At 56.8% G+C, this 24040-nt stretch carries 22 protein-coding genes; 12 read left to right on the forward strand and 10 right to left on the reverse strand.

The window, feature by feature from the left end:
- The first annotated feature begins 252 nt into the window (after positions 1–252).
- Together ACTG39_RS10130 and ACTG39_RS10135 are read left to right on the forward strand one after the other, a co-directional pair.
- Positions 253–1248, forward strand: a complete 996-nt coding sequence (locus ACTG39_RS10130) for a HupE/UreJ family protein (protein WP_439107432.1) — start codon at positions 253–255, stop codon at positions 1246–1248.
- A 74-nt stretch (positions 1249–1322) separates the two neighbouring features.
- Entirely contained in the window at positions 1323–3242 is a 1920-nt protein-coding gene (locus ACTG39_RS10135; protein ID WP_439107433.1) for a DUF3604 domain-containing protein, read from the forward strand.
- A gap of 9 nt (positions 3243–3251) precedes the next feature.
- Here ACTG39_RS10135 and ACTG39_RS10140 read toward each other — a convergent pair whose 3' ends face one another.
- The 4 genes from ACTG39_RS10140 to ACTG39_RS10155 form a co-directional block, all read right to left on the reverse strand.
- On the reverse strand, positions 3252–3740 hold the full coding sequence (locus tag ACTG39_RS10140; RefSeq protein ID WP_439107434.1) for a DUF4124 domain-containing protein: 489 nt from the start codon (positions 3738–3740) through the stop codon (positions 3252–3254).
- 469 nt (positions 3741–4209) lie between these two features.
- Complete coding sequence (locus ACTG39_RS10145) at positions 4210–6393, reverse strand: carbohydrate-binding family V/XII (RefSeq protein ID WP_439107435.1); 2184 nt, start codon at positions 6391–6393, stop codon at positions 4210–4212.
- A 25-nt stretch (positions 6394–6418) separates the two neighbouring features.
- Positions 6419–7969, reverse strand: a complete 1551-nt coding sequence (locus tag ACTG39_RS10150; RefSeq protein ID WP_439107436.1) for an arylsulfatase — start codon at positions 7967–7969, stop codon at positions 6419–6421.
- Positions 7970–8128: 159 nt separating this feature from the next.
- Positions 8129–10846: a M14 family metallopeptidase gene (locus ACTG39_RS10155; protein ID WP_439107437.1), complete on the reverse strand. Its 2718-nt coding sequence runs from the start codon at positions 10844–10846 to the stop codon at positions 8129–8131.
- An 80-nt stretch (positions 10847–10926) separates the two neighbouring features.
- Between ACTG39_RS10155 and ACTG39_RS10160 the strand changes: the two genes are divergently transcribed.
- The 5 genes from ACTG39_RS10160 to ACTG39_RS10180 are packed head-to-tail and all read left to right on the forward strand — an operon-like array spanning position 10927 to position 14388.
- Complete coding sequence (locus tag ACTG39_RS10160) at positions 10927–11457, forward strand: nuclear transport factor 2 family protein (RefSeq protein WP_439107438.1); 531 nt, start codon at positions 10927–10929, stop codon at positions 11455–11457.
- Position 11458: 1 nt separating this feature from the next.
- Entirely contained in the window at positions 11459–12031 is a 573-nt protein-coding gene (locus ACTG39_RS10165) for an acyl-CoA thioesterase (RefSeq protein WP_439107439.1), read from the forward strand.
- Between the two features lie 4 nt (positions 12032–12035).
- Positions 12036–12224 carry a CPXCG motif-containing cysteine-rich protein gene (locus tag ACTG39_RS10170; protein WP_439107440.1) on the forward strand — a complete coding sequence of 63 codons (189 nt, stop codon included), beginning with the start codon at positions 12036–12038 and terminating at the stop codon, positions 12222–12224.
- Positions 12221–13429, forward strand: a complete 1209-nt coding sequence (locus tag ACTG39_RS10175; RefSeq protein ID WP_439107441.1) for an NAD(P)/FAD-dependent oxidoreductase — start codon at positions 12221–12223, stop codon at positions 13427–13429. The genes ACTG39_RS10170 and ACTG39_RS10175 overlap by 4 nt, the downstream gene beginning before the upstream one ends.
- A complete protein-coding gene (locus tag ACTG39_RS10180; protein WP_439107442.1) occupies positions 13426–14388 on the forward strand; it encodes a nucleoside hydrolase in 963 nt (320 codons plus the stop codon). Before ACTG39_RS10175 ends, ACTG39_RS10180 begins: the two co-directional genes overlap by 4 nt.
- Here ACTG39_RS10180 and ACTG39_RS10185 read toward each other — a convergent pair.
- A complete protein-coding gene (locus tag ACTG39_RS10185; protein ID WP_439107443.1) occupies positions 14374–15216 on the reverse strand; it encodes a 2OG-Fe(II) oxygenase family protein in 843 nt (280 codons plus the stop codon). The genes ACTG39_RS10180 and ACTG39_RS10185 overlap by 15 nt on opposite strands.
- 13 nt (positions 15217–15229) lie before the next feature.
- A complete protein-coding gene (tsgA, locus tag ACTG39_RS10190) occupies positions 15230–16423 on the reverse strand; it encodes an MFS transporter TsgA (protein ID WP_439107444.1) in 1194 nt (397 codons plus the stop codon).
- A gap of 138 nt (positions 16424–16561) precedes the next feature.
- Here tsgA and ACTG39_RS10195 point away from each other — a divergent pair, with 138 nt between their 5' ends.
- Positions 16562–17416 carry an SDR family oxidoreductase gene (locus ACTG39_RS10195; RefSeq protein WP_439107446.1) on the forward strand — a complete coding sequence of 285 codons (855 nt, stop codon included), beginning with the start codon at positions 16562–16564 and terminating at the stop codon, positions 17414–17416.
- A 41-nt stretch (positions 17417–17457) separates the two neighbouring features.
- On the opposite strand, the gene ACTG39_RS10200 is transcribed toward ACTG39_RS10195, so the two are convergent.
- Positions 17458–18045, reverse strand: a complete 588-nt coding sequence (locus ACTG39_RS10200; RefSeq protein ID WP_439107447.1) for an HD domain-containing protein — start codon at positions 18043–18045, stop codon at positions 17458–17460.
- A gap of 203 nt (positions 18046–18248) precedes the next feature.
- Here ACTG39_RS10200 and ACTG39_RS10205 point away from each other — a divergent pair, with 203 nt between their 5' ends.
- Genes ACTG39_RS10205 through ACTG39_RS10215 form a run of 3 tightly spaced genes read left to right on the forward strand, consistent with a single transcriptional unit; the run spans position 18249 to position 20725 of the window.
- Positions 18249–19139, forward strand: coding sequence for a DUF1295 domain-containing protein (locus ACTG39_RS10205; protein ID WP_439107448.1), 891 nt, complete (start codon positions 18249–18251; stop codon positions 19137–19139).
- A gap of 6 nt (positions 19140–19145) precedes the next feature.
- A complete protein-coding gene (locus ACTG39_RS10210) occupies positions 19146–20066 on the forward strand; it encodes a lysophospholipid acyltransferase family protein (protein ID WP_439107449.1) in 921 nt (306 codons plus the stop codon).
- A complete protein-coding gene (locus ACTG39_RS10215; protein WP_439107450.1) occupies positions 20063–20725 on the forward strand; it encodes a DJ-1/PfpI family protein in 663 nt (220 codons plus the stop codon). The genes ACTG39_RS10210 and ACTG39_RS10215 overlap by 4 nt, the downstream gene beginning before the upstream one ends.
- 22 nt (positions 20726–20747) lie before the next feature.
- Here ACTG39_RS10215 and ACTG39_RS10220 read toward each other — a convergent pair whose 3' ends face one another.
- Together ACTG39_RS10220 and ACTG39_RS10225 are read right to left on the reverse strand one after the other, a co-directional pair.
- Entirely contained in the window at positions 20748–21569 is an 822-nt protein-coding gene (locus ACTG39_RS10220; protein ID WP_439107451.1) for a polysaccharide deacetylase family protein, read from the reverse strand.
- Positions 21566–22477, reverse strand: coding sequence for an ELM1/GtrOC1 family putative glycosyltransferase (locus ACTG39_RS10225; protein WP_439107452.1), 912 nt, complete (start codon positions 22475–22477; stop codon positions 21566–21568). The genes ACTG39_RS10220 and ACTG39_RS10225 overlap by 4 nt, the downstream gene beginning before the upstream one ends.
- Before the next feature lie 69 nt (positions 22478–22546).
- Here ACTG39_RS10225 and ACTG39_RS10230 point away from each other — a divergent pair, with 69 nt between their 5' ends.
- Positions 22547–23452, forward strand: a complete 906-nt coding sequence (locus ACTG39_RS10230) for a patatin-like phospholipase family protein (protein ID WP_439107453.1) — start codon at positions 22547–22549, stop codon at positions 23450–23452.
- On the opposite strand, the gene ACTG39_RS10235 is transcribed toward ACTG39_RS10230, so the two are convergent.
- Positions 23403–23888: a YidB family protein gene (locus tag ACTG39_RS10235; RefSeq protein WP_439107454.1), complete on the reverse strand. Its 486-nt coding sequence runs from the start codon at positions 23886–23888 to the stop codon at positions 23403–23405. The two genes, ACTG39_RS10230 and ACTG39_RS10235, sit on opposite strands and share 50 nt — an antisense overlap.
- Between the last annotated feature and the right edge of the window lie 152 nt (positions 23889–24040).

Below are 24040 nucleotides of genomic sequence, written 5' to 3' on the forward strand. Positions count from 1 at the left end.
CGCCATTCAAGGCCTTTGTAAGGAGTGGACGCTGCGTCTTGTGCTGCGCCAAAAACCGAGCCTGCGATGCACAGACCCAACAGTGTGCTCAAAATCCGCTTCATGCCGAAGTGTCTCTTCTTCAAAATCGGCCGCTAAGACTAACAAAGAGAGACAGTGGAGTCTTCTTAGGCGGCGAGTAAGCCCCTTCGGCTGACGGCAACGCTCCGAGCCGGTAAACTCGGCGGCCATCTTTGATGTTTGCCAGGCGTCATGACGCGTATATCAGTCAAATTTTTAGCGCTAATACTGATGCTTGTCTGCCAAGCCGTCAGCGCCGATATATTTCGGCCCGCCTATCTGGAACTCTCTCAACTCGACGCTCAGCGCTACAGTGTGCTGTGGCGTGTGCCGGCGCTGCCCGACAACCGTCGCCTTGCGGCCCGAGTCGTGTATCCCGCAAACACGGAGCGCGTCGGCGAAGCCCGCACTGCCATCATTAACAATGCCTGGGAAGAGCGATACGAGATCCTCGCCGCAGGGAGTCTCATTGACCAACAAGTCACCATCGAAGGCATTCTGGGTGGGGCCACGGATGTGATTGTGCGCATTGAGCGCCTCGACGGAACCACGCAACTGGGGCGCCTGCAGCCCGCAGAACCGGTGTTTACTGTCACCGCATCGCCAGGGCCCGGAGAAGTCGCCGTTGCCTACTTTGTCCTTGGCGTCGAACACATACTCGGTGGCATTGATCACTTACTCTTTGTCCTCGCCCTCCTGTTACTGGTGGGTAACCTTCGCCGCCTCCTGCTAACCATTACCGCGTTTACCGTGGCACATTCGATCACGCTTGTTTGTGCGACCCTGGGCTGGATAAGTCTGCCCGGGCCGCCAGTGGAAGCGGTCATCGCTCTCTCCATCGTTTTTGTTGCGGCCGAGGTGATTCACGAGCAGCAGGGTCGCGCTTCTCTCACTGCGCGCTCGCCTTGGCTCGTTGCTTTTGGCTTTGGTCTTCTCCACGGACTGGGCTTTGCCGGCGCATTGCAAGAAGTTGGCCTGCCCGAAACCGCTATCCCTGTTGCGTTACTCATGTTCAATGTCGGCGTGGAAGCAGGGCAATTGTTATTCGTCGCAGGGGTGGTCATTCTGGGGGCATTGCTCAGCCGCGTAGCCCTCGTGCCAGCAACAATGGTCAAACGACTGGTGAGTTACGCTATTGGCAGCGTAGCGGCCTTCTGGACCATCGAACGCGTCGCTGCGTTTGTATAGTAAAGAGATTGGGCTCTAAGCCCTCTCACAATAATAAAGACGGCGTAGCAAGCCCGTTCACGCGGAGAAACACGATGAGCAATACAACGCGACTGGCACCACGACAATTGCTCGCCCTGCTGCTGTGCAACGTGGCTATGGCCGGTACGGCGCCGACCTCAAGCGCTGCGGAAACCGCCGAGCCCTATTCACCCTACATAAACACCAGCCCGCAAAGACAGGTGTATTTTGGGGATACCCATGTGCATACCGGTTTGTCGGCAGACGCAGGGGGATCAGGAACGCGGCTTATGCCCGAAGACGCCTACCGCTTCGCCCGCGGTGAAGAAGTCCACTCAAACACGGGTCAACCGGTAAGACTTCACCGCCCCTATGACTTCTTTATGATTACCGATCACTCAGACGGCATGGGTCTCATCAGCGATTTACTGGAAGGCACAGCAAACGTCATCGAGGATCCGTCGGGGCGCGCTTACCACGAGGACTTTAACGCGGGTGGGCGGCAGGCCGCGGATGCCATGGTTCGCCTCATCGCGCAGTTCTCCCAAGGCGAGACTCCACCAGCGCTCCGATACGAACCCGGTGTGCCCGCTTACCGGCATGTATGGGAGCGCCTGGTCGCTGCCGCGGAAGAGTTTAACGATCCGGGGCATTTCACCACGTTTATCGCCTATGAATGGACCTCGCTGGTAAAAGGCAACAATCTTCACCGCAACGTGATCTTTAGAGATAACGCTGACAAAGCGCTGAAGGTTGTGCCCTTCACCTCGATGCCGCCCGTGGGCAGCCAGGATCCCAAAGACCTGTGGGCCTGGATGGCCGCCTACGAAGACGAGACCGGGGGCGACGTTACCGCCATTCCCCACAACGGCAATCTGTCGAACGGCATGATGTTTCCTCTGCGAGATGACTTTGAGGATGGCAAGGAGCTGGATGCGGCCTACGCGAAAAGCCGAATGACCTGGGAGCGTATCTATGAAGTTACGCAATTCAAGGGTGATGGAGAAGCCCATCCATTACTCTCACCCGACGACGAGTTCGCGGACTTTGAAACCTGGGACTTCGGCAACCTTGATGTGTCGGAAAAGAAAACCGAGGCGATGTTACCGGGAGAGTACGCACGATCGGGTCTTCTGCGGGGCCTCCAACTACAGCAGCTCCTAGGGGTAAACCCCTACCAGTTTGGCTTTGAGGGAGGAACGGATACCCACACAGGTTTATCGACTCCCGACGAGGAGAACTTCTTCTCGAAATTTAAGATCACGGAGCCAAACCCAGAACGGACCACCCATCCCGGAAAAACCAACCCTGACTTAGGTATCGTGGGCGCTAGCGGAGCAGGGTATAACGCCGCCGGCGTAACCGCTGTCTGGGCGGATGAGAACAGCCGACATGCGATCTTTGACGCAATGGAACGGCGCGAGACCTATGCGACCACGGGGCCACGAATCGCCCTGCGATTTTTCGGCGGCTGGGAATTTAAAGAAAGCGACGCCCATGCGCCTGATTTAGCGACGAAGGGTTATGCAGGCGGCGTTCCCATGGGGAGCGAATTGCCGACGGCAAAAGGTGCATCACCGCGTTTTCTCATTTCTGCGCTTCGCGACCCCATGGGCGCAAACCTTGACCGCGTTCAAGTAGTTAAGGGCTGGGTAAGCGCCGATGGCGAAGCTAAAGAGAAGATTTACAACGTTGCATGGTCTGATAACCGCACCCCTGATAAACAGGGCCGGCTACCCGGTGTCGGTAATACCGTTGATCTCGATGGGCCCAGCTGGAGCAACAGCATCGGTGCAGCTGAGCTATCAACGGTTTGGAAAGACCCGGATTTTGATAAATCAGAAGCCGCTTTTTACTACCTGCGGGTGCTGGAAATTCCGACACCACGCTGGACCGCCTACGACGCCGTTCGCTATGGCGTTAAAGCACCGAAGGGGGTTCCACTTATCACGCAGGAAAGGGCCTATAGCTCTCCCATCTGGTATGCGCCCTGAGCGAATAGCCTAGCGCCGTGAGGACACCACGGGGCGCATAAGCTGGGAGTTACCGGGCTGCATAACAGACCACCCGGGTACATTTTGAGGCAGCGGCTGCTGCGGCAGCCCGGGTTTAATGGGGCGGAAGGGAGGTCGCGGTCGAACCGGTCTCCCGTAGCCTGGCCAGTACGAGCCCTGCCAGCTGGTGGTCATAGAACCTGTCGCCGGCTGGGATACCGCCGGCTGTGTTGCCGCTGTTTGCTGAGTTTCTCGCAGCTCCGCACGATGCTTTTCCCGCTCGCGACGATCATCCGCCATACGATCCGTGGTGTCGCGCATCTCTGCTAAACGCTCCTCAAGCACACCATCGTCTGCCGGAGGGGCCACCTCGATAGTCAGTACTTCCGCAGGGCCGCTGTCCGGGGGGCTGTCACTGTAGGTGGTGACGCCATCTTCCACAGTTTTGTAGACCGTTTGCGCAAACAGTGCCGGGGACAAAAGTAGCGTGAGTGCCAATAAGCTCTTCATAGCCTGAGTATAGGACAGCTGAGGTTCAATCCAAGGGAAGTCCTGGGTTTCTTCGCACGGTCAACGAGGCGACTGATCCGGCAGAGACGCAGCTGCAGCCCGCCGGAGAGAGCGCTGAACTACAAAATCTGAATCAACATCACAGCCAGACCGGCGATGACGATGGTCAGGGTCAGCCTGCGAAGAAGTGCTTCCCGGTCAAAGCCGTGAGAACTACGCATGGCGCAGTGCCCCTGTGGAAATCGCAGAATTCAGGGCGATGGAGGACCCCCGACGGTGCGGCGAATTCGCTAAAAAACTGTTGGATCGGAAAGTCTGACAGTAAAGCACGGGACATGCTCGAGGTGATTGACGGTGTGTATACGCCAAGACCCACCCAGAGGATTAACAGATTTGCCATCTTTTTAAGGGTCGATGAGGCTGGCTACGCACCCAACATCGACCCAAATACAGCGCCCTAGCGCCGTCTACCGCGGCGTGCCCGCTCTCTGGACCCGCCCATATTGCGGGCGCGATGCGCGCGATCCATCTGCTGACGATTAAAACTGCTGCTACTGCGATCTCGCTGCGCCGACAGATCTCGTGAGGTTGACGGCAAGGTGCTAGTTCGATTGCCCAGATTACTCGCTTTGTTACTCGAGGCATTGCCCGCGCTCTCGCGATTCCACTGACCTTTATCGCGACTCTCCCAGCCGTTATCAGTGCGGCGTGCGACGTTGCCGTCGCGGTCCGCAAAGACATTATTGGCACGCTCCGTTGCCGGCCGCGCTTGCTTGAGTTGATCCCGCTGACTCTTGTTGGCCAGACGATCTCTGTTCTCGGGACGCTGATACAGATTTTTGTTCCCGCCACGATCCCCCAAAGATAAGTTGTTATCGCCGATACGATTGCTGATCTCTGTGCGATTACCAATGTTGATGTTGTTACCAATATTAATATCGCCAGTGTTAATAACCGTGGGACCTCTATAGCCCCCACCGTACCAGCCGCCACAGCAGCCCCAGGGTCGATAGGCTCCGCCCCAGCCGCCGCCCCAGCTCATACCGATGGTCATAAAGCCGTTGCTCCAGCTCATTCCAAAGTTCCAGCCAGTCCAGGGGTTATAGCCCACATGCAGACCCCAGGTTGGGGGCCGTGGGTAGTAATAGCGACCCCAGTACGGCGGGTAATACCATCCTGTGCCGTAAACGGGAACGCCGTAATAGGGAAACGACCACATGTATCCCGGGGTATAGCCTACATAAACCACTTCCGGTGTGGATTGATAAACGTGCACATGGGTCACGTTGTAGACCGGAGAACTGGGGGGAATCTTGGCTATTTCACTCTCAGGCACGGTATCCGCAACCGCCCAGGGGCCCGTTGGCGTTGCCGCGGAAAACCAGACACCATCGTCAACCGCGTAATAACGATCATCAATGCGTAAAACCTGTGCGCCCGTATTCACTGCGTAGGCAACAGAAGTACCGTCAATCTTCTCGAACTTTGGACTGCCATCGTATTCGACCGTGAGACTGGCATCCGCACGAACAATGGCTGCAGTCTGGGGTATCGCGGCGTCAAGCATCGCCTGTTCCGCTTCGTCGGTGCCTGCGACGGAACTGCGGAGTCCTCCAATGTCAGAATCCGGCGGAATATCTGCAAAGGCCGGTGGCAGCTCATTGGCCGGCACAAAGGTCCAGGGGCCCTCAGCAGATTTGGAACGGTACCAGCGCCCCGACAGCAAGATATACATATTGCCCGTGGGCAGATTGCGCAGCCAGGGGGTCTCGGTGTTCTTCACATAGAGGATCTCTCCCCCGGTCAGGGACTGCCAGTCGGGCTTGCCATCGGTAACTACCAGTTCCGTAGGCTCCGTCGCGGCGACGATGGCGGGTGTTCGATCAGTTGGCGCCACTGCGTCCATGCCGCCACTTTCGCTCACCGCCTTTGCCAAATCAGCGGGCGGACTATTGGCCACTGCCCACGGTCCCATCGGGTCTTGCGCGGTGTACCAGTGACTTCCATCGCTCAGGTAAACACTGCCGGATTTATCCCTGGCGACGAGAAACGGCGTGTTCAATGCGCGCTCATAGGGAGAGTCTTCTACAGCTTCAAAGCGAGGCTCCCCGTCATACATGAGCAGTACCGCAAGCTCGTCAGAAAACAGAATGATCGGCGGGTCGCTCTTCAGCAGCTCAAGGCTCTTACGCTCAATGTCTGCGGTCTCCAAAGAAGCAGAAAGCCGCTCATAACTCAGGGTTAAGCCATACTCCGGGAACGCTCCCTCCACAAACTGCATGAGGCGCTGCTCTCCCGCGTCCTTGGACTCAGGCCAAGTGGCCTTGGTGACCTTGATGTCGAGAACGCGAACCGTGCCCGTATCCAGATCCGTCGCTATACGAGACTCAAACCACATCGCGCCAAAAATCGGGGCTTCTGCGCCCGCTAGCTCAAGGGAGATCGCCGCCCGCGCACTAAGATTGTCGCCATCCAGAGCTTCGGGCTGAGGTTGATAGATAATCAGGGTACCCTCATCTCCGGAGATCTCCTGGGGCCAGGACAGCTCCTGTGCCGCGCCAGAGACCGGCACGAGAACCACAAACAGCAGGCACAGAGGCAGCGCTAAGGCTGCGATGTTAAGTCTGTAGAGCGGCTGCATTGTGTTCGCCGCCAAAAGTTATCGCTTACTCTGGCTTAGGCCGGTAGAGAGATTCCATAACCTGATCCACCGTGAAGGTGCCCGGGCGCTGCCGTGGCGGGAATGCCTGCAGCGACTGCACAAACCGGGTCACCGCCACGCGTGCCATGCCTGCTACTGGGGCCACCTTGTGATCCCACCAGACGTTATAGCTGTTCGAGTCCGTGTCCGCGCGCTCAAAGGGGTCACGACGTAAATGAAACACCTTTGGAATCCGCAGCGTCACGAAAGGATCGCGCCATACATCAAAACGCTGGGAGCGCTGCTCGGCGAACACGGTTTTCCAATCGCCGATTCGCGCGGAGACCAAGACCCCGTCGTCGCTAAAGTAGAAGAATTCTCGCCTGGGAGTCTCCGGGACCTCTCCCGTGAGGTACGGCAAAAAGTCGTAACCGTCCAGGTGCACCTTAAAATTCTTGCCCGCGGCGCGATGTCCTTGCTTTAACTTGTCCGCTATCCCCTGCTCACCCGCTGCGGCCATGAGCGTGGGCACCCAATCCAAATGCGACATCACCTTGTTGCTGATCTGATTTGGAGCGATCTTGTCGGGCCAGCGCACCATGGCCGGCACGCGATAGCCCCCTTCCCAGTTAGTATTTTTCTCGCCACGAAAAGGCGTGATGCCAGCGTCAGGCCATTGGTTGTAGTGGGGCCCGTTGTCCGTCGAGTAGACAACGATGGTGTTGTCGGTGATACCCAGCTCATCGAGCTTGGCTAAGAGCTGGCCCACGTGTCCATCATGCTCAATCATGGCATCGTTGTAAAAGCCCTGCCCCGATGCGCCAAGCTGTTCGTCTTTGACGTGGGTGTAGTAATGCATACGCGTTGAGTTAAACCACACGAAGAACGGCTTGTCTTCACCGTGGGCCTTGTCGATAAACTTGAGAGCCTCGCCCAGGAACTCCTCATCCACGGTTTCCATGCGCTTTTTGGTCAACGGCCCAGAGTCTTCTATTTGTCCATCAGCAGATGATCGAATGACACCGCGTGGACTGAACAGCTGATTGAACATGGGATCTTTTGGCCAATCCGGGTCTTCGGGATTCTCTTCAGCATTCAGGTGATACAAATTGCCAAAAAATTCATCAAAGCCATGATTGGTCGGGAGGAATTCATCCTTGTCCCCAAGGTGATTCTTGCCGAACTGTCCGCTGGTGTACCCAAGGGGCTTCAATAATTCGGCCAAGGTGGGGTCTTCAGGCTGGATACCGATATCTGCGCCCGGTGTACCCACTTTGGTGAGGCCCGTGCGCACGGGATGCTGGCCAGTGATAAACGCCGAACGCCCGGCGGTGCAGCTCTGCTCGCCGTAATAATCCGTGAAGACCATGCCTTCATTGGCGATACGATCGATATTCGGAGTGTGGTAACCCATCTGCCCCATGCTGTAGCGGCTGAGGTTCCAAATACCGATGTCATCACCCCAGATCACCAGGATGTTGGGACGATCGGCGGCGCTCACCGAGCTGGCACAACACAGCAGCCCCGCAAGAAGCGCGAAAAGTGGCAGGCGACGCGCCCGGTGACCGTATCTCATGTCAGTCCTCTCGTTATTATCCTAACCAGAGAACCTTATACCAACATGACCTCAATAATCATCGTTAAATCTAATCGCTGTGCTACTTACCTAAAGCCCAGAGCTTGTCATAGTCGCGCAGGACGGACGGTACATTGCAGCCAGCGAACATAGGCCGCGCTAACGCAGCGGCCTCGCATGCGCGGCGCCCCGGAAAATTGCATTGGCCAGAATTACATTGAGTCCCTCCTGATAAGCTCGCACCGTGGGGTCCTGCGTAAACGCGATAACCTGGCCTTTGCCGAGCTTGTGGGCCATAACGAAAGGCTTGTAGGCCAGTTGCCTGCGGTTGCGATCCCAGAGATGGCCACTGGCCAGTACGCTATCTGCACTGGCGAAGCTGGCAATGTTAACGCCGTCGTTCAAGCGTAGCGGCGTATAAACATCGGAATTTCTAGCCAGCACGTGCAATTGGGGAGCAACTCCCGCCGCCAGCCAGTGATCCTCGTCCACCGTAGCCCGCAGTTGAGCGCCTCCGATACCGTCAGGATTCGCTTCCCGGGATTCTGTGGCTACCTCAAAGGCTTGCTCATCCAGTGCGGTGCCGGGCACACGCTTAAGCTCAGAATCCGCCTCGTCGTCTTCATCCTCAGAAAGAAACTCCAGTCGATATTCACGACGGGTCGCTAAGAGATCTGCATCCGGGTCGGCCAATAGCCGCGTCGCCCGGGCTAAGCTGATCAATACGCCGCCGCGATCCACCCAGTCCCGAAGACGCTCGACGCCGGCTTTGCCCAGCGCGTCCGCATAGCCATCAGAGCTGTCGGGCAACACCAGTACCTGATACCGGGACAAATCCGCCTTACGCAACTGCTCAACGCGTATAGCGGTTACCGGGTAGCCAAACTGTCGCTCCACCACAAAGCGGAAATTACCCGCCGAGTACTGGCTTACGGGCTCGTCCCAGGCCAGAGCAATCCGCGGTGCATTCATACGCACGACCTTGCGGCTGCCAAAACTTGGGCCATCGCTTACCCAGCTATCGTTCGCTGCGAATACGCGGGCCTTGGTTTCTTGTACATAGCTGAGCAGTTGCTCGTGCAAGTTCTCGGGATTATCAGCCACGTCGATGATCAGTGTGCCGCCGGGATAGGTCGTGCCGCCGTTAACGAAGGGCTTGTCGCTGCTCTTTACCGCCAGACCGTCGCGCAGTGCACGGCTCAAAAGCTGTACTGCGCTGCGTTCGCCCCAGGGCACAAGATAAGAGACCGAGGCTTTAGCAGGCAGATCGGGCATCGCTACGATACCCGGTTCGATGCTTTCGACATTTACAGAAACGCGCTGGGCACAGCTTACGGACTCAACATTGAGAAGCATGGGCAGCGACCAGGCGGTGATGTCATACATCCCGTCAGGAAGATTCTTGTCGTTGAGTCGCACCTGCTCTGCAACAAACTCAGGATCCATGGGTGTCTCTTTGTCCATCAGGGTGCGCAAAAATCGCTTTGCGGGCTGATCGAGGTTTATCACCAGGGAATCCTCGGAAAAGTCCGCGCCGCATGCCCGAAAGCTTTCGGTAGCTCTTCCCACTTCGACGCCCTGAGATGCCAGCAGCGCGCCCAATCGATCCACAGCGTTCTGGTCATTCTGTGCCGGCACAATATAGGCCTGCACATCACCCTTACCGCCTTCGCTTACCGCTGTCTGCTGGTAGTTGTAAAAGTCCCGGAGGAACTTTTCGCGATTCATCGCTACGGTTTCCAGCGTGCCCAGAGAGGTGAGAAAGTGATTACGCACGGTGTCCGCGTAGGGCAGCTCCTCACCGTCATATTGACGCACAAGCAGACCTCGCGCAGACGCCTGCTCGTAGGTCATGGCGATGCTGCCAAAATAGGCGGGCCAGCTTGCGCCATAGCCGGGGTAAAAAGCGTCGTAGACCTCCCGGGTGAAGTAATCAATGCCAAACTCATCGAACCATCGCGCGTTGGTGCGTCCAAACAGCTCCAGACTCGCGCTCTGATCAGCGGCGAGATGCGGGTTGTATGGCACCGCCTCGGGCGCAAAGTAATAGGTCGAATCCGACCCCATCTCATGTAAATCGACAAAAGCGACGGGCAACCACTCCAGCACTGCGTCAGCGTGCCCTCGGGTTTCCGGCTGACTGCGAATAAACCAGTCCCGGTTCAAGTCAAACAGGTAGTGGTTGGTACGCCCACTCGGCCAGGGCTCGTTGTGCTCCGCAGACAAACGATCACTGCTGGGCTCTAAACCCAAAGCGCTCTCAAAGCGGTGAATAAAACGGTCACGCCCATCCGGGTTCTGCATGGGGTTGAGAATCACGGTGGTGTTTTCGAGAATCTCATCCACTCGCGCATCCTGCCGCGATGCAAGCAGGTGGTAGGCCGTCATCATGGCCGCATCCGTAGAGGAAATTTCATTTCCGTGCACGCCGTAGGCAAGCCAGGTAACCGGTGCCAGATCTTTGATCAAACTCTCTGCTTGTGCGCTGGAGGTACTGCGGGGATCTCTCAGTGCATGCATGCCCTCACGGGTAGCCGCACTATTAGCGATATTTTCCGGGGAAGAAATCACCACGTAGAATAACTGCCGACCTTCCCAGCTACGACCGTATTCAACAATCCGAACGCGCTTTGGCGCCGCCATGGCCAGGGCATCAAAATAGCGGCGAACATCGTGGGACCAGGTGATTCGCTCGCCTGATTGGTAACCTAATACGGTACTGAGCGTGGGTATTGCCGGGTCGTAATCGTCTTTCAGCCACGTGGTATCGGCAATGCTCGCCTGGGCAAAAAACACGGTGAGCGCAAAGGTCACTACGCTGACAGCTGAATAAGAAAGTACACGACGCAGCGCCGCAAAAGCTAATGCAGACTTCATAAAGGGTTTTCCTAATCCGGGATAAGGCCTATGTTGGCGAGGTAGCTCACATCGTACAAGCCCCAAAACAGGATTCTCCTATGCAAATTCGCTTCCTAACTCCAACCGCTCTCTTCGCACAGTGGCTTTTTCTGGCGGCATTCGCTTTACCCAGCGCGGCTGACGATAGCGCCCAAAACGCCATAAACACGCTCCTTGATGACTTCCATCAGGCGGCCGCGGACGCTGACCGTGACCGCTACCTGGGCTATTTCACGGCGGATGGCGTATTCATGGGTACCGACGACTGGGAGCGCTGGCCCCTCCCGGCGTTCAGTGATTATGTGACCGAGCGATTTTCTGAGGGCACGGGATGGACCTATGTCTCCGAGGAGCGCTTCATCACCATGGGTCCCGGGGGCGCAAGTGCCTGGTTCGATGAGATTATGGTTTCCAAGCGCTGGGGCCGGTTTAGAGGGACCGGGGTGCTGCTCAAAGTGAATAGCGGATGGAAGATCGCACACTATTCGTTAACAGCGCTGGTACCCAACGAGCGTTTTGCGGATATCGCCGAAATCGCCAGGGAGGGGTTTGATACCCGGGCTTCCGCTAAATCCGAGGAGGAGGAATAGCATGACTGGCACACAGGAGGATGAGGGACATACGGTCAGCTACTCCCAAACCACCCTCACAGAGCTGATGATCCCCGCCTATGCCAACTTTGGCGGCAAGATCCATGGTGGCACCTTGCTGTCGCTCATGGATAAGGTTGCCTATGTTTGCGCCAGCAAGCACGCAGGGAACTACTGCGTCACGGTATCCGTAGATAACGTGCACTTCTTGGCGCCCGTGGAAGTGGGAGATCTTGTGTCTCTGATGGCGTCCGTAAACTATGTAGGATCAAGCTCCATCGTCGTGGGCATCCGGGTGGTCGCGGAAAACGTGCAGACAGCTACGGTTAAACACACGAACACCTCGTATTTCACCATGGTGGCCAAAAGCCAGGAAGGCAAAAAAACGGTAGTGCCGCCTCTCATCCTGGAGAGCGTCGAAGACATTCGTCGCTTTGCCAGCGCACTGAGACGCAGACGCCTGCGTAGCTACATGACCGAGCGCATGGATGAGTACAAGAGCCATTTTGTTGTGAACGATGAAACCCGCGCTTTCCTGGAAAATGAGCGCTGCACAATTCGCCTCGAGAGCTAGTTCTATGGAACTGCAGGAAACCCAGGTCTACTGCCCCTACTGCGGCGAGCCTCTTTCTATTCTTCTTGATGTTGGAGACAGCGATGCGGACTACATTGAGGACTGCCAGGTGTGCTGTCAGCCCATGGTCGTCAGCGTTATGAGCCTAGGCGACGGCAGCCTCAACGCCAGCGTTAGACGAGAAGACGAATGAAGAAGCCAAGAGTCGTCATTGTCGGCGGCGGTTTTGCAGGACTTGCCTGCGCCAATAATCTGGACTCCAGGTGCTTTGCCGTGACCTTGATTGACCGCAAAGCCAACTTTGAGTTTTTGCCAAATATCCATGAGCTTCTATCCGGCGTCAAAAAGCCTTCCCAGTTACGACTTTCCCTGCGTTCCAACCTGCGAGCCGCCGGTCATCGCTTTGTTCGTGGCGAGGTCACCGGTATTGATCCCGAGCAAAGATGCCTGCAGCTTGATTCGGGAGAACGCTTTCAGGCGGATTATCTCGTCGTCGCACTGGGCAGTGCCGACGCAGATTACGGTGTCCCCGGGGTTGCCAAACACAGCTACGGTTTTAAATCCGTTGCCCAATGCCAGGCTATCTATCAGCGCTTACGGAGCTTGAGTCACAGCGGCGGCAAGATTGTGATTATTGGTGGCGGGCTCGAAGGTATCGAGGCACTGGGCGAAGTCCTTCGTCGGTTTCGCGACAAACCGCTGGAGATTACGCTGGTAGAGGCGCGTAATTCTCTGCTGCCAACAGGCCCAAAATCCGTGGGCGACCTCATCTTGGGATATTGCCAGGCGTGGCATGTTGCCTGCCTGACAGCGGACCCCGTGGCAGGCATCACCCCCAAAACCGTCAAACTGACCAGCGGACGCAGACTGCGATCAGACCTGACGATCTGGACCGGTGGTCCGGCGCCTCCTCCGCTACTTGCTGAGTCAGGGCTGGCGGAGCCACAACACTGGGCGCCCGTGGATAAAACCCTCGCACATGAGACCTATCCGCAGGTGTTCATTGCCGGGGATGCCGCTGATCTGGCAACTCCGATTAGCAAGCAGGCGTATCACGCTCTGGACATGGGACGCTGTATCGCCGGGAACATCGAACGCCTGGCAAAGGCCAAAATGCCTCGCCGTTATAAACCGTCGGCAAAGCCCACGCTGCTGGCTTTCGGGGATTTGAATAGCGTGCTTATCAGCGATCGACTCAGTCTGGCGGGCCCTCCTTTGGCTGCGGCCAAAGAGGCAGTATTTGCCGCAGTCATGGCACAGCTGGACCTCCGTTCACCACGGCTACAACTGGACGCCGCGCTGGGGCGAGGTAAACAGGCTACGCAGCAGTTACTATGGCCATCGCTCAGCAACTGGCGAGCGCTCAGGCAGCAGGCAAAGGTGCAAAAACTCCCATGAAACGCGTCATATTTGACACTGACATTGGCATCGACGACGCCATGGCACTGCTGTTCCTGCATTACGCTCAGGGCGTGCGCATTGAGGCCATCACCACCGTCTCGGGCAATGCCAGTATCGCCGATACCACCCGTAACGCCTGCTATGTGCGGGAGCGCTTCGGTATCGATGCGCGGGTTTTCCGCGGCGCCTCGGGCCCTGTCGGTCCTGCGCTGGGTCAAGGCCATCCCGACTTTGTTCACGGTAAGAACGGTTTAGGGGACATCAGTTTCTCAGAGCCGCTGCAGGGCGCGGAGCTCCAATCGGCTGCCGAGGCGATCGTGGAGCTGGCGGAGGCCTATCCCGGCGAGATCACCGTGGTCGCCGTGGGCCGCTTGAGCAACCTGGCGAAGGCGCTTGTCTTGTGCCCACGACTCCCTGAGCTACTCAAGGAGGTCATCGTCATGGGAGGCGTGTTTATGCGCCGGGGTCATCAGGGCAATGTCTCCCCGGTTGCAGAGGCAAATATGGCCGGGGACCCCGCCGCGGCAGATAAGGTGCTGGGCAGCGGACTGAGTGTGACCGTCGTAGGCCTGGACGTCACCGAAGAGACGATCATGGATGAAGCCTTTGTTGAAACGCTGCAGACACAGGCCGGTGATGCGGGAAGCTTCATCTACGACATTACGCGCTTTTACTTCGACTTTTACGAAGGCATCAATGACGAGCGACGCTGCCCTATCCATGACTCCAGCGCCGTGGCGTACTTACTGGCACCGCAGCACTATGAGGTGGAAGTAGGACCAACGCGGGTGGTAAGTGAAGGCGTCGCCATGGGGCAAACTATTCTCGGACTGTATCCGGAGCGCTACGCCAGCGATGCCTGGCAGGGTCGTCCCGATGTTCGCGTTTGCACGAGTGTCGACGCGGCCGCAGTAAAAACTCTATATCTTGAAACGCTCGCGCTAGCGGGCAAGTAAGTCAAGGCGCTCCCGGAGATAGGTTCCGGCGCTGTGATGTTCTGAAAGTTGTACATCAAGGTCCGGCGCCAAAAAATACGGCATCGAAATACGCGACATATTGCTGTCGGCATCGGGCGGATTAATCACCCGGTGCGAAGTTGAGGGCAGCTGTCGCGATGTTGCCTCCTGCAGCATATCGCCAGAGTTGACGATGACATCGCCGGGGCGACCGGGGACATCCATCCATAGCCCATCCCGGCCCATAACCTGTAGTCCCGGCTCTGAGGACACGGGTAATAGAGTAATCAGATTGATGTCTTCGTGAGCCGCCGCCCGAACCGCGCCCGGCGGTTCATCACCCTTGAGTGGGGGGTAATGCAAAATTCTGAGCAGGCTGTCGTTGGGCGAAAGGCTCTCGGCTAACTTACCTCTTAAGTCCCCTGGCAAGGCGCTACCGCAATGTATATCCAACCAGCCCAGAAGTAAGGTACCCAGCGCAAGGGCCTCACCCAAATGTGCCTCGGCATCATCTGCCAGCCGGGCCGGCAAAACCGTCTCGGGCACGATATGAAAAAACTCTTTAAGGTCCTTACGGTCATGCCCTACTGCAGTCTCAGACACCTCAGGGGGGATAAAGCCACTGGTGTTGCCTGAGGGAGTTTCCTCGGCCAGGTACTGCCACTTTTCCTCGCCAAGAAAAAAATCCCGCCAGTCGTCCGCCATGCGCAGCAAGCGCTGTGCATCGAGCGGCGGATTCCGCAGCACGGCAAAACCCGTAAGCCTTAGTGTCTCCACAAAGGCCATCTCGGCCTCTGCACTAAACATGTCTACCACCGCAACGGTCATGACTCTATGTTCCTCAAACCACGCCCTTATGAGTGTCTGTGCGCGACAGCCCCGCATCTCCAGCGCGATGCACGAGCCACCAGGCCGCAAAAACCAGGATCCCCAAGACAAGATAGCAAAAGGAGCCAAACTGAAGCACTGCACGAGTATCCACCGCAGCGACTATGACACTGGTGACCTTGGGACTAATAGCAGTTCCGGAAGTCGCGCCAAAGAGTAATGCGGCAACCAAACGCGGACTGGGATTCGGCACCGCCAGAGTGGCAAAAGAGATCACAATCTTCAGGAGTCCCAGGTTTGCGATGCCCCAGAGCAACGATAGCCACGGCAACAAGCCCAGCGACTCGTTCATCCATAGTGGAAGGGAACCCAAAAAGGCACCGCTGACGCTCAACAGTACCAAACGGCGGGCGCCAATACGCAAGACCCACCACGCGACCAGCAGTTGTGAGATCAGCATCCCCGTCCAGAATCTTGCGACCACTGCCCCTGCCGCATCGCGGGGCGCGCCCAATACCTCCTCGAGATAGGTGGGCAACCACCAAAGGAGCGAATACTGCCCCATGGTATAGAGAAACAGCGCTGCGATGCACAACCAAACCGCCGCAGGCCAGGTCGCAGTGAATGCCTGCTGTGTTTCCTCGTCGCGCTCTGCGGGAAAGCGCGCCGTTGCCACCAACAGCACCACCGCTGCCGCAACCGCGGCGACCGCAAGATACGGCGACGACCAATGGAACCCCGCCGCCACTAAAGACACAGCGAGTGTCGAAATTACGATACCGGCGACACTAAAAGAGCCGTCGGTGATCACCAGCATGGAGGCCCGGTGATCCTCTGCATACAGTTGCGTGATGGTGCTGGCCGCTGCCGCCAGTCCAATACCGCAAGCCGTGCCCACCACCCCAAGGGACAAACGAAGCGCGAGGATGGAATCGGACAAACGGAGAGTCAGGAGAGCGGCGGTGATAGCCAGATAAACCAGCAACATCCCAACTCGAACTGTGAACAGGTCAAACACCACCAGTGCCAAAGCGGATCCCAGAAGAATACCCAGAGTGAGCCAACTGAATATGGTGGCTACGTCCGCGACGGGTTCGCCAAGATGCTCAGCCAGAGGCGGCAGCACAATACCGATCGGCGCCAACATTCCGGACATCACGAAGTACGCAAAGAAGCACGCAAGGGTAACGCGCGCTGTATTACTCAAGATATCTGCTCAAGAAGCTTGACGCCTGTTCCAGTGTGGGGAGATGCTGTAAAGCTTAGCAGCGCAAGGTCTCGATGGGCCAGCGATTCGGGACCCATGCCGGTCCCACAATCCACAGAAACCAAGGTCATTTAAATTATGCAAACCGTTGTCATCACAGGGGTATCCACCGGCATTGGCTATGCGGCGGCAAAAGTCATGATTGCCCGGGGCTATCGTGTGTTCGGATCCGTACGCAGCGAGGCAGATGCAGACCGCGTTCAATCCAAACTTGGCGAACAATTCTCACCGTTGATTTTTGACGTCGTGGACAAAGAGGCGATCGCGCAAGCGGCGAGCGACGTTCGAGAGGCTCTGGAAGGAGGCACCCTCGCCGGACTGGTAAACAATGCCGGCATCGCCGTGTCAGGACCTCTCCTGGAGGTTTCCGAAAGCGACTACCGAAAACAGCTCGAAGTTAATCTCGTGGGGCCTTTCCTGGTCACCCAGGCCTTTGCGCCACTGCTCGGCGCGGACCCGACACTCACGGGTGTTCCTGGACGCATTGTCAATATCAGTTCAGTGGCGGGATTGCGCGCAATGCCTTTTGTGGGTCCCTACGCCGCATCAAAATTTGGTCTGGAAGGCTACTCGGAGGCGCTGCGCCGGGAGCTTATGCTATTTGGTATCGACGTCATTGTGATTGGGCCGGGGCCTGTGAAAACGGCAATTTGGGATAAAGCCGAGGAGGTCGATATTGAGCAGTATGCGGACTCACCCTACCGCCCTATTCTCGAGCGCTTCCAAAAAGTCTTCATCAGTCAGGGCCGCGATGGCTACCCCGCAGATCGCCTGGGCGAACTGATCTGTACCGCACTCACCACAGCCAAGCCCAAGGTACGCTACGCGGCAGTCAAAGGTCGGATGATGGAGAAGCTGATGATGCGGATGGCTTCGCCGAGAATGCTCGACAAAGCCATCGCCAAGATGTTGGGACTGAACCAGAGTCAATAGGCCGAGGGATCGTTGCGACCCCCGCTGCCTATTGCTTGGCGTTACTCCAGCGCGGCCTTGTAGAGAGAGGCCTTGGGCGCTGCGAACACACGACGAACCATAGGCTCAAAGAACTCCAAAGAGTAAGTCTCGGCATCCGGATCAAAAGCGGGCGCATCGTACTTCTCAATAAACTCTTTGGTGTAGGCGTAGTGAGGATGAGACTCAAACTGCTTATGCTGGTCTCGATCCAAGCCGATGTGATGGAAAAAATAGTATCCCTGAAAAATCGCGTGATGCTTCACCATCCAATGGTTTTGCTCGCTGATAAACGGTTCCAGATACACCGCAGCGATGTCGGCATGGTTGTAGGGCCCCATGGTGTCGCCAATATCATGCAGCAAAGCACAGACAACGTATTCTTCGTCCCTACCATCTTTGTGGGCCAGGGTAGCCGTCTGCAAACAGTGTGTGAGTCGGTCAACCGGGAAACCACCACAATCGCCCTCAAGGATGCGCAGATGCTCCAGCATTCGGTCGGGTAGCTCCGCCGCCGCGACCTGGAACTCCTTCATAATGACTTGCCAGTCTTCGGCGGTTCCATCTTTCATGTGATGGAACTTGGCGCGTTCCGGTAATGCAGTGTTCATAGTCTCTCCTTATTAGATACCGCCTAAAATGAAGGCGGTGTAAAAAACCTCTGAGCTATTGTGCGTAATCAAGGGAAATCCCGTTGTCTTGGGAATCCGATTCCGGCCGGAAACCAATAACTTAGTATAGTCCAAGCTAAAGGGGAAAGGCTCGACAGGCGCGCTTGCGCTAGACTACGCCCCTCGAAACAGGGAGCCAGTCCATGAACGATGCCGATAAGACCCCTCCGGCCAGCAAATCCATCATCAGCATTGCCATCGCCGTGTCTATTGCGGCCGCTATGGCCGCGGCGGGCAGCTATCACGGTCAGGAACTGCAAGGGCTGCCCGTTTTTGCACTCATAGCCGCCCTGGCTTTTGCCATCCAATGGCTGGCCTTTATCCCTGCGTACCTCAGTCAATCCGAGCGTTACTACGACTTTGTAGGCTCGGTAACTTACGTTACCGTCGTCGCCTGCGCCGTCACGATCAACAGCGACCCCAGAGCCCAGTTACTGGCGGCACTTGTCGCGAGTTGGGCTGTACGACTAGGTAGTTTTTTGTTCCTGCGCATTCGCGATGCCGGCTCCGATCGCCGCTTCGATCGGATCAAGCCGTTCTTTTTCCGGTTCCTTATGACTTGGACACTGCAAGGCTTGTGGGTGCTCATGACCGCAGCAGCAGCCCTCGCCGCCATGACCTCCACAAAGACCCCTGCGATCGGGGCCATGGGAATGCTCGGTTTTGCAGTTTGGCTCACAGGCTTTGCCATAGAAGTAACGGCTGACCGCCAGAAGCGCGATTTTCGACGCAACCCGGATAACAGCGACCGGTTTATTCAGCAGGGGCTCTGGGCCTGGTGTCGACATCCCAATTACTTCGGCGAAATTTTGCTCTGGTGTGGTATCGCCATCATTGCGGTTCCCGCTTTACAGGGCTGGCAGTACGCGACACTGATATCACCAGTGTTTGTCTATCTCCTGCTCACCAGAATCAGCGGGGTACCGATGCTCGATGCCCACGCCATAAAAAAATGGGGCCAGGACGAGGATTACCAGGCCTACCGGCAGGCCACTCCCGTTCTGTTTCCCAGGCCGCCCAAGGCGCGCCCATAGTCAGTCATGAAGTGGTTTCTGGGTCTATTGGCCTCCCTACCCCTGGGTCTTGGCTATGCATTGGCGAGGGTACTCTACTTCCTTCTCTACCATCTGTTTCGTTATCGGCGAAACACGGTAGACGAAAACCTTCGCTGGGCGTTCCCAGAGAAGAGTGACGCTGAACGGAGGCTCATCGCCCGAGCTTCTTACCGTCATCTATGCAATCTCTTTATCGAGATTCTCAGCTCTACCCGCCTGCGCCAAAGTGATATGTCCGAGCGCGTAACGTTTCCAAACCTCGAGCTCTTGGCCAATGCGACGGAAAACTTCCAAAAGCAGGCCATTGTGCTACTGATTCACCAGGGTAACTGGGAGTGGATGCTCCACGCGGCAATGGATCAAATGGGCGTATCTGTCGACCCTGTCTATAAAACACTGCACAGCCCCTTTTGGAACCAGTTCATGCTCGACGCGCGCTCGCGTTTTGGCGCGACGCCGATGCCCATCGATCGCGTGGGTCGGGAAGTGATTCGGGGTCGCAAACGCAAACGTCTTATCGCAATGCTCGCAGATCAAGCGGGCCCCAAAGCGGCGGGCTATTGGCGAAACTTTTTAAATCGCCCCGCGAGCTTCTATCGCGGTGCGGACAAACTGGCGCAATCCATGAATCTTCCGGTGGTGTTTGCACAGTGTCGACGCAAGGGCATCGGCCACTACGAAGTGCTGTTTCAGGAGATCAGCCTGCCTCCTCACGATGCCGACCCGGAGCTCATTCTCGAGCGCTATGTCCTTGCTGCCGAAGCGGCCATTGCAGAACAGCCCGAAACCTATCTCTGGACCAATCGACGCTGGAAAAAAACACCGCCAGAATCATTTCTGGCAAAGCAAACGCACAATGACACTGAAGCGGAATCTATCGCAGAAACCAGGGAGAACCCATTATGAGTACTCAAGCACTGCAACTTGGCGCAGTTCTATATCCCGGGTTTGAAATGCTCGATTACTTTGGCCCCCTGGAGCTCTTCTCCGTGGTTGGCTCATCTCAAATCGAGATCCACACCGTAGCCGAGCAAAGTGGTCCCGTCGGTGCCGCCATTGGCTCCGAAGGAGCGATAGGTCCCAAGGTCATTGCCGATTACAGCTTTGCAGATGCGCCGGCTTTCGACATGCTGCTGGTCCCCGGCGGAAGCGGCACGCTGACGGAACTCGAGAATCCAGCCATGCTCGACTTTTTGCAAAGCCAGTCCAAAACCGCGCAGTGGGTGACCTCAGTGTGCACGGGGTCAGCGCTCCTGGCCAAGGCCGGCCTGCTCGACGGACACCGGGCGACTTCCAACAAACAGGTATTTGCCATAGCGACCATGCAGTCAGACAAAGTGGAATGGGTCGAGGCTGCTCGCTGGGTAGAAGATGGCAAGTTCTTTACCTCCTCCGGTGTGTCTGCGGGGATGGATATGAGCCTGGCAATTATCGAAAAACTTTTCGGCAGCGAGACAGCAGAAATGGCGGCCAGCTACACGGAGTACACCTGGCACCGAGATGCCAACAGTGATCCTTTTGCGGCCGAGCTCAACGTACTCGCCAAGCAATTGGGTATGGTTTAAGGGCGCCTTACCCCAGCTTCGTTTATGCGCCGCGAAATCCGGTGCGCATACGCAGTTTGAAAGCCCCCATGGAGTCCTTACCGCTGACCTTTATTCGCGGTAGCTCCATGGCCTGAGCGGTCACATCAGAGGGAATGCCCTCCTCTGTCGTCACCGCCGTGCTAAACCCGGCAGTGCGTGCTGCGATCACGTCTTCGGCAGCGTAGATCCCAAATGGGTAGGCAAAACTGTCGACGGGCACAGCAAAACGCTCAGCGAGAGATCGCCGCGCATCACCTATCTCGGTCTCACGCTCAGCATCACTTAGCCTTGCCAGATTGGCATGCGTACGCGTATGACCACCCAGCTCCCAGCGACCGCTGGCTATCATTTGCTCCAGTTGCTCATCTGATAACTTGGACTCGCGCATAAGCTCTCCACTATCGTGATGAGCCTTTTTACTGGTCGACCAATCGCGATCGAAGCGATCTTCCACCACATAAAGCGTGGCCTTTGCGTCATACCGCTCAAGCACCGGGTCAGCATTTAGCAGGTTATCCTCGTAGCCGTCATCAAAGGTCAAAACTACGGTTTTGGCAGGAAGGCTCTCCGCGTTCACAAGATCGGACATAGACGCAAAGTGCCAGCCCTCTTCTTTGAGCCAGCGAAGCTGCTGCTCGAAGTTCTCCGGCGAGACTCTAAGCTTATTGAACTTTGCTCCCGGCTCCGGCTCCCGAACCATGTGGTACATCAAAATGCGCGGCCGCTGATAATCCACGGTTGTGCGCCACCAGGCGTAACGGTGACTGAGCGTCAGCGCGGCAATCGATACAAGCGCAGCAAGCACCAAAGAAACCGCAGTCACAGCAATCCCCTGTCAAGAATACGCCGCGCGAAGCGGTCGGCCTCTGCAAAAGGCGGAGTTGGCGCCCTTGGCGAACTGCCTGCGGCAAAGGCTTTAAACGCCGTAACTTTGTCTTGGGCGAGCAAACCCTCAATGGCCCCGGCCACTCGACTTCCCGAGCAGGGGTCGAGATCGAACACACCCACTGCACAACCGGCGGAGAGCGCTTCGTAAACCATAGAGGCGCTATCCGGACTTACCCAGCACTCCGCGCTTGAGGACAGCTCCCGCGCGAGCCAACCGGGAGGAAGAGCATCAGCGTCATGGACCTTTAATCCGGGCACATTGAGAGCAGACAGTGAGTCCAACAGCGATTGAGGCGTTCTTCGGGAACTACTCAACTGCCACTCCCGTCGACCGTCGCAGAGCTTTTGGACCTGCGCTACTAAGGCGGCGTCATCCCAGACAAAATGAGGTGATGGCCCTCCGACGAGTATGAGCCCCTGTTCGGATCGCGAAACTGCTGGCTGCATGCGATTCAAAGGGCCTTCGCTAATCCAACAGCGCTCTGTTTCCTCACCACCGTCATGACGGGGCTCTATGCGTAAATCAAAGAACGCGCCGGGTAAGCTCGGACGCATGAGCACCACTGCGGGGCACCTGTAGGCACGGCGCAAAGCGAGGAGGCTCAGGTGGGTCGCATGTCCCGCGGCAATAAGCAGCCGCATATTTTCCTGCTGTCGCTTAGGCAAAAGTAGCTGGGCCAAAGCCTGCCTTTTGGACAGTGCGGGAATCTCCTGGATTTTTAGATCAGGACGCAAGCGCAGCAAGGCGTCCGCGAGGCCGAGACTTTGATTTAAGTGCCCGGGCTTGCCATCACTAATGATGCCTATTGATTCCTGCGTTTCCGCATGTAACGCCGTGTCCACGTGTTATTCACTTCACCCCTGAGGAACTGAGCGTATAGTAATGCGCTGGGAAGCCAAGGTGTATCGGCAATGGTAGATACTCTTCATGATCAGAGTGGCGACTTGCACGGTGACAGCGATCTCGCCCGGGAACACATTGTTCCGGTACTTGCCGGCGGAGGCGCGCGCCTTCCCGCCCACATCGGTATTCTTGCTGCGCTTCAGGAGCTGGGGATTGGCTTCACGCAAATCGTCGGCGTATCCGGCGGCAGTATCGTCGCAGCACTACTCGCCGGGGGTTACGACCTCACCGCGATTCGAAAGATTGCAGACGACACCGATTTCTCGCAGTTTCTCGGACAAAACGTCATCTCTTTGCTAAGAACCGGTGGTCTGTCCAGCGGCGACGGATTTGAACAGTGGATGGACGACAAAATGCAGGGTCGACGATTCTGCGATCTGGACATGGATCTCAGTGTTATTGCCACCGACGTGCGTTCAGGCAAACCGGTCGTGTTCAACACCGCGCGCACGCCCCAGATGCCTATTTCTGAAGCGGTTCGATACTCAATGTCGGTCCCTTTGCTATTCAGCTTCAAAACGCTGGGCGATCAGGTCATGGCGGACGGCAGCATCCTCTCTGAAGAAGCTCTGCGCCGGGACTGGTCGGGCACGGGAACGCCTGTGGTGGTGTTCAAGCTTCGAGGTGCAGGCGCTCTAAACACCGGCAAACGGGAGCCGCTCATTCCCCTGCGGGACTATCTCGCGATGCTTCTGCACACGTTTATGACCGCTCTTTCTCACGAGTACATTAACGAGGCATTCTGGCTGTCCACCATTGTTATAGACACCGGCGACATATCACCGGTGGCGTTCAAATTGGGACCGGAGCTAAAAGCGACACTCTTTGAGGCGGGTTATCGCAGCACTATGGATTTCTTACCGCCTAAGCTTGCTCAAAGTCGCACAAACCAGGACAGAGCTGGTGACACCTAGGCTGTAGCTGTTTCGCGCTTAGCCGAATAGCGACTTCGCTGCCCCCAGCAGGCCACTGGCGCCACCGGCCATTTCGAGAATGGTTTCCACCACTGCTCGACTTGTCCATGAGTTGGGGAAGGACATCCGCCAAGCCGTTGCTGGCAGTGTCCGTATCGGTACCCAGCTGACCGGCAAATTCTGCGATTTTGTCGCTGCCAAAAATCGATGTCAGACTCTCAGCTGAGATTGGAGAGTTCTCGCCATCACCTAACCAGGACCCGACGATAGCTCCCAGGTCACCGCTACTGGCCATTTTGCTGGCAATGCCTGCGAAGTCGATTTGCCCGTCCGCATTCGACAGCAAACCGCTTAATGCAGATGTTATCGTGGCAGGATCCAGATCCATGCCCAGCTTTTCCGAGAGCAGCGATGCGCCCATCTCCATGATATCCATAGGTTTCTTACCACTGGTATTGTTGATTGAGTAATAAGGGAAAAAAGTATAGCTCGCATTTATGACTTTCGCGCGACAAACTTGGCGGCCCTGGACTGGTCTCAAGCATCAGGGACGCTGATTCATTTTCACGGTAGCGTAAAGACGCTCAA

Source organism: Congregibacter sp., from assembly GCF_965662665.1.
In the GTDB taxonomy this organism is placed as follows: Bacteria; Pseudomonadota; Gammaproteobacteria; order Pseudomonadales; family Halieaceae; genus Congregibacter.

Excerpts from the sequence above, each read along its gene's own strand:
- ACTG39_RS10130 (WP_439107432.1), top strand. The coding sequence starts at position 253 with ATGACGCGTATATCAGTCAAATTTTTAGCGCTAATACTGATGCTTGTC.
- ACTG39_RS10135 (WP_439107433.1), top strand. The coding sequence starts at position 1,323 with ATGAGCAATACAACGCGACTGGCACCACGACAATTGCTCGCCCTGCTG.
- ACTG39_RS10145 (WP_439107435.1), bottom strand. The coding sequence starts at position 6,393 with ATGCAGCCGCTCTACAGACTTAACATCGCAGCCTTAGCGCTGCCTCTG.
- ACTG39_RS10150 (WP_439107436.1), bottom strand. The coding sequence starts at position 7,969 with ATGAGATACGGTCACCGGGCGCGTCGCCTGCCACTTTTCGCGCTTCTT.
- ACTG39_RS10155 (WP_439107437.1), bottom strand. The coding sequence starts at position 10,846 with ATGAAGTCTGCATTAGCTTTTGCGGCGCTGCGTCGTGTACTTTCTTAT.
- ACTG39_RS10160 (WP_439107438.1), top strand. The coding sequence starts at position 10,927 with ATGCAAATTCGCTTCCTAACTCCAACCGCTCTCTTCGCACAGTGGCTT.
- ACTG39_RS10165 (WP_439107439.1), top strand. The coding sequence starts at position 11,459 with ATGACTGGCACACAGGAGGATGAGGGACATACGGTCAGCTACTCCCAA.
- ACTG39_RS10170 (WP_439107440.1), top strand. The coding sequence starts at position 12,036 with ATGGAACTGCAGGAAACCCAGGTCTACTGCCCCTACTGCGGCGAGCCT.
- ACTG39_RS10175 (WP_439107441.1), top strand. The coding sequence starts at position 12,221 with ATGAAGAAGCCAAGAGTCGTCATTGTCGGCGGCGGTTTTGCAGGACTT.
- ACTG39_RS10180 (WP_439107442.1), top strand. The coding sequence starts at position 13,426 with ATGAAACGCGTCATATTTGACACTGACATTGGCATCGACGACGCCATG.
- ACTG39_RS10185 (WP_439107443.1), bottom strand. The coding sequence starts at position 15,216 with ATGACCGTTGCGGTGGTAGACATGTTTAGTGCAGAGGCCGAGATGGCC.
- ACTG39_RS10195 (WP_439107446.1), top strand. The coding sequence starts at position 16,562 with ATGCAAACCGTTGTCATCACAGGGGTATCCACCGGCATTGGCTATGCG.
- ACTG39_RS10200 (WP_439107447.1), bottom strand. The coding sequence starts at position 18,045 with ATGAACACTGCATTACCGGAACGCGCCAAGTTCCATCACATGAAAGAT.
- ACTG39_RS10205 (WP_439107448.1), top strand. The coding sequence starts at position 18,249 with ATGAACGATGCCGATAAGACCCCTCCGGCCAGCAAATCCATCATCAGC.
- ACTG39_RS10210 (WP_439107449.1), top strand. The coding sequence starts at position 19,146 with ATGAAGTGGTTTCTGGGTCTATTGGCCTCCCTACCCCTGGGTCTTGGC.
- ACTG39_RS10215 (WP_439107450.1), top strand. The coding sequence starts at position 20,063 with ATGAGTACTCAAGCACTGCAACTTGGCGCAGTTCTATATCCCGGGTTT.
- ACTG39_RS10230 (WP_439107453.1), top strand. The coding sequence starts at position 22,547 with ATGGTAGATACTCTTCATGATCAGAGTGGCGACTTGCACGGTGACAGC.
- ACTG39_RS10235 (WP_439107454.1), bottom strand. The coding sequence starts at position 23,888 with ATGGATATCATGGAGATGGGCGCATCGCTGCTCTCGGAAAAGCTGGGC.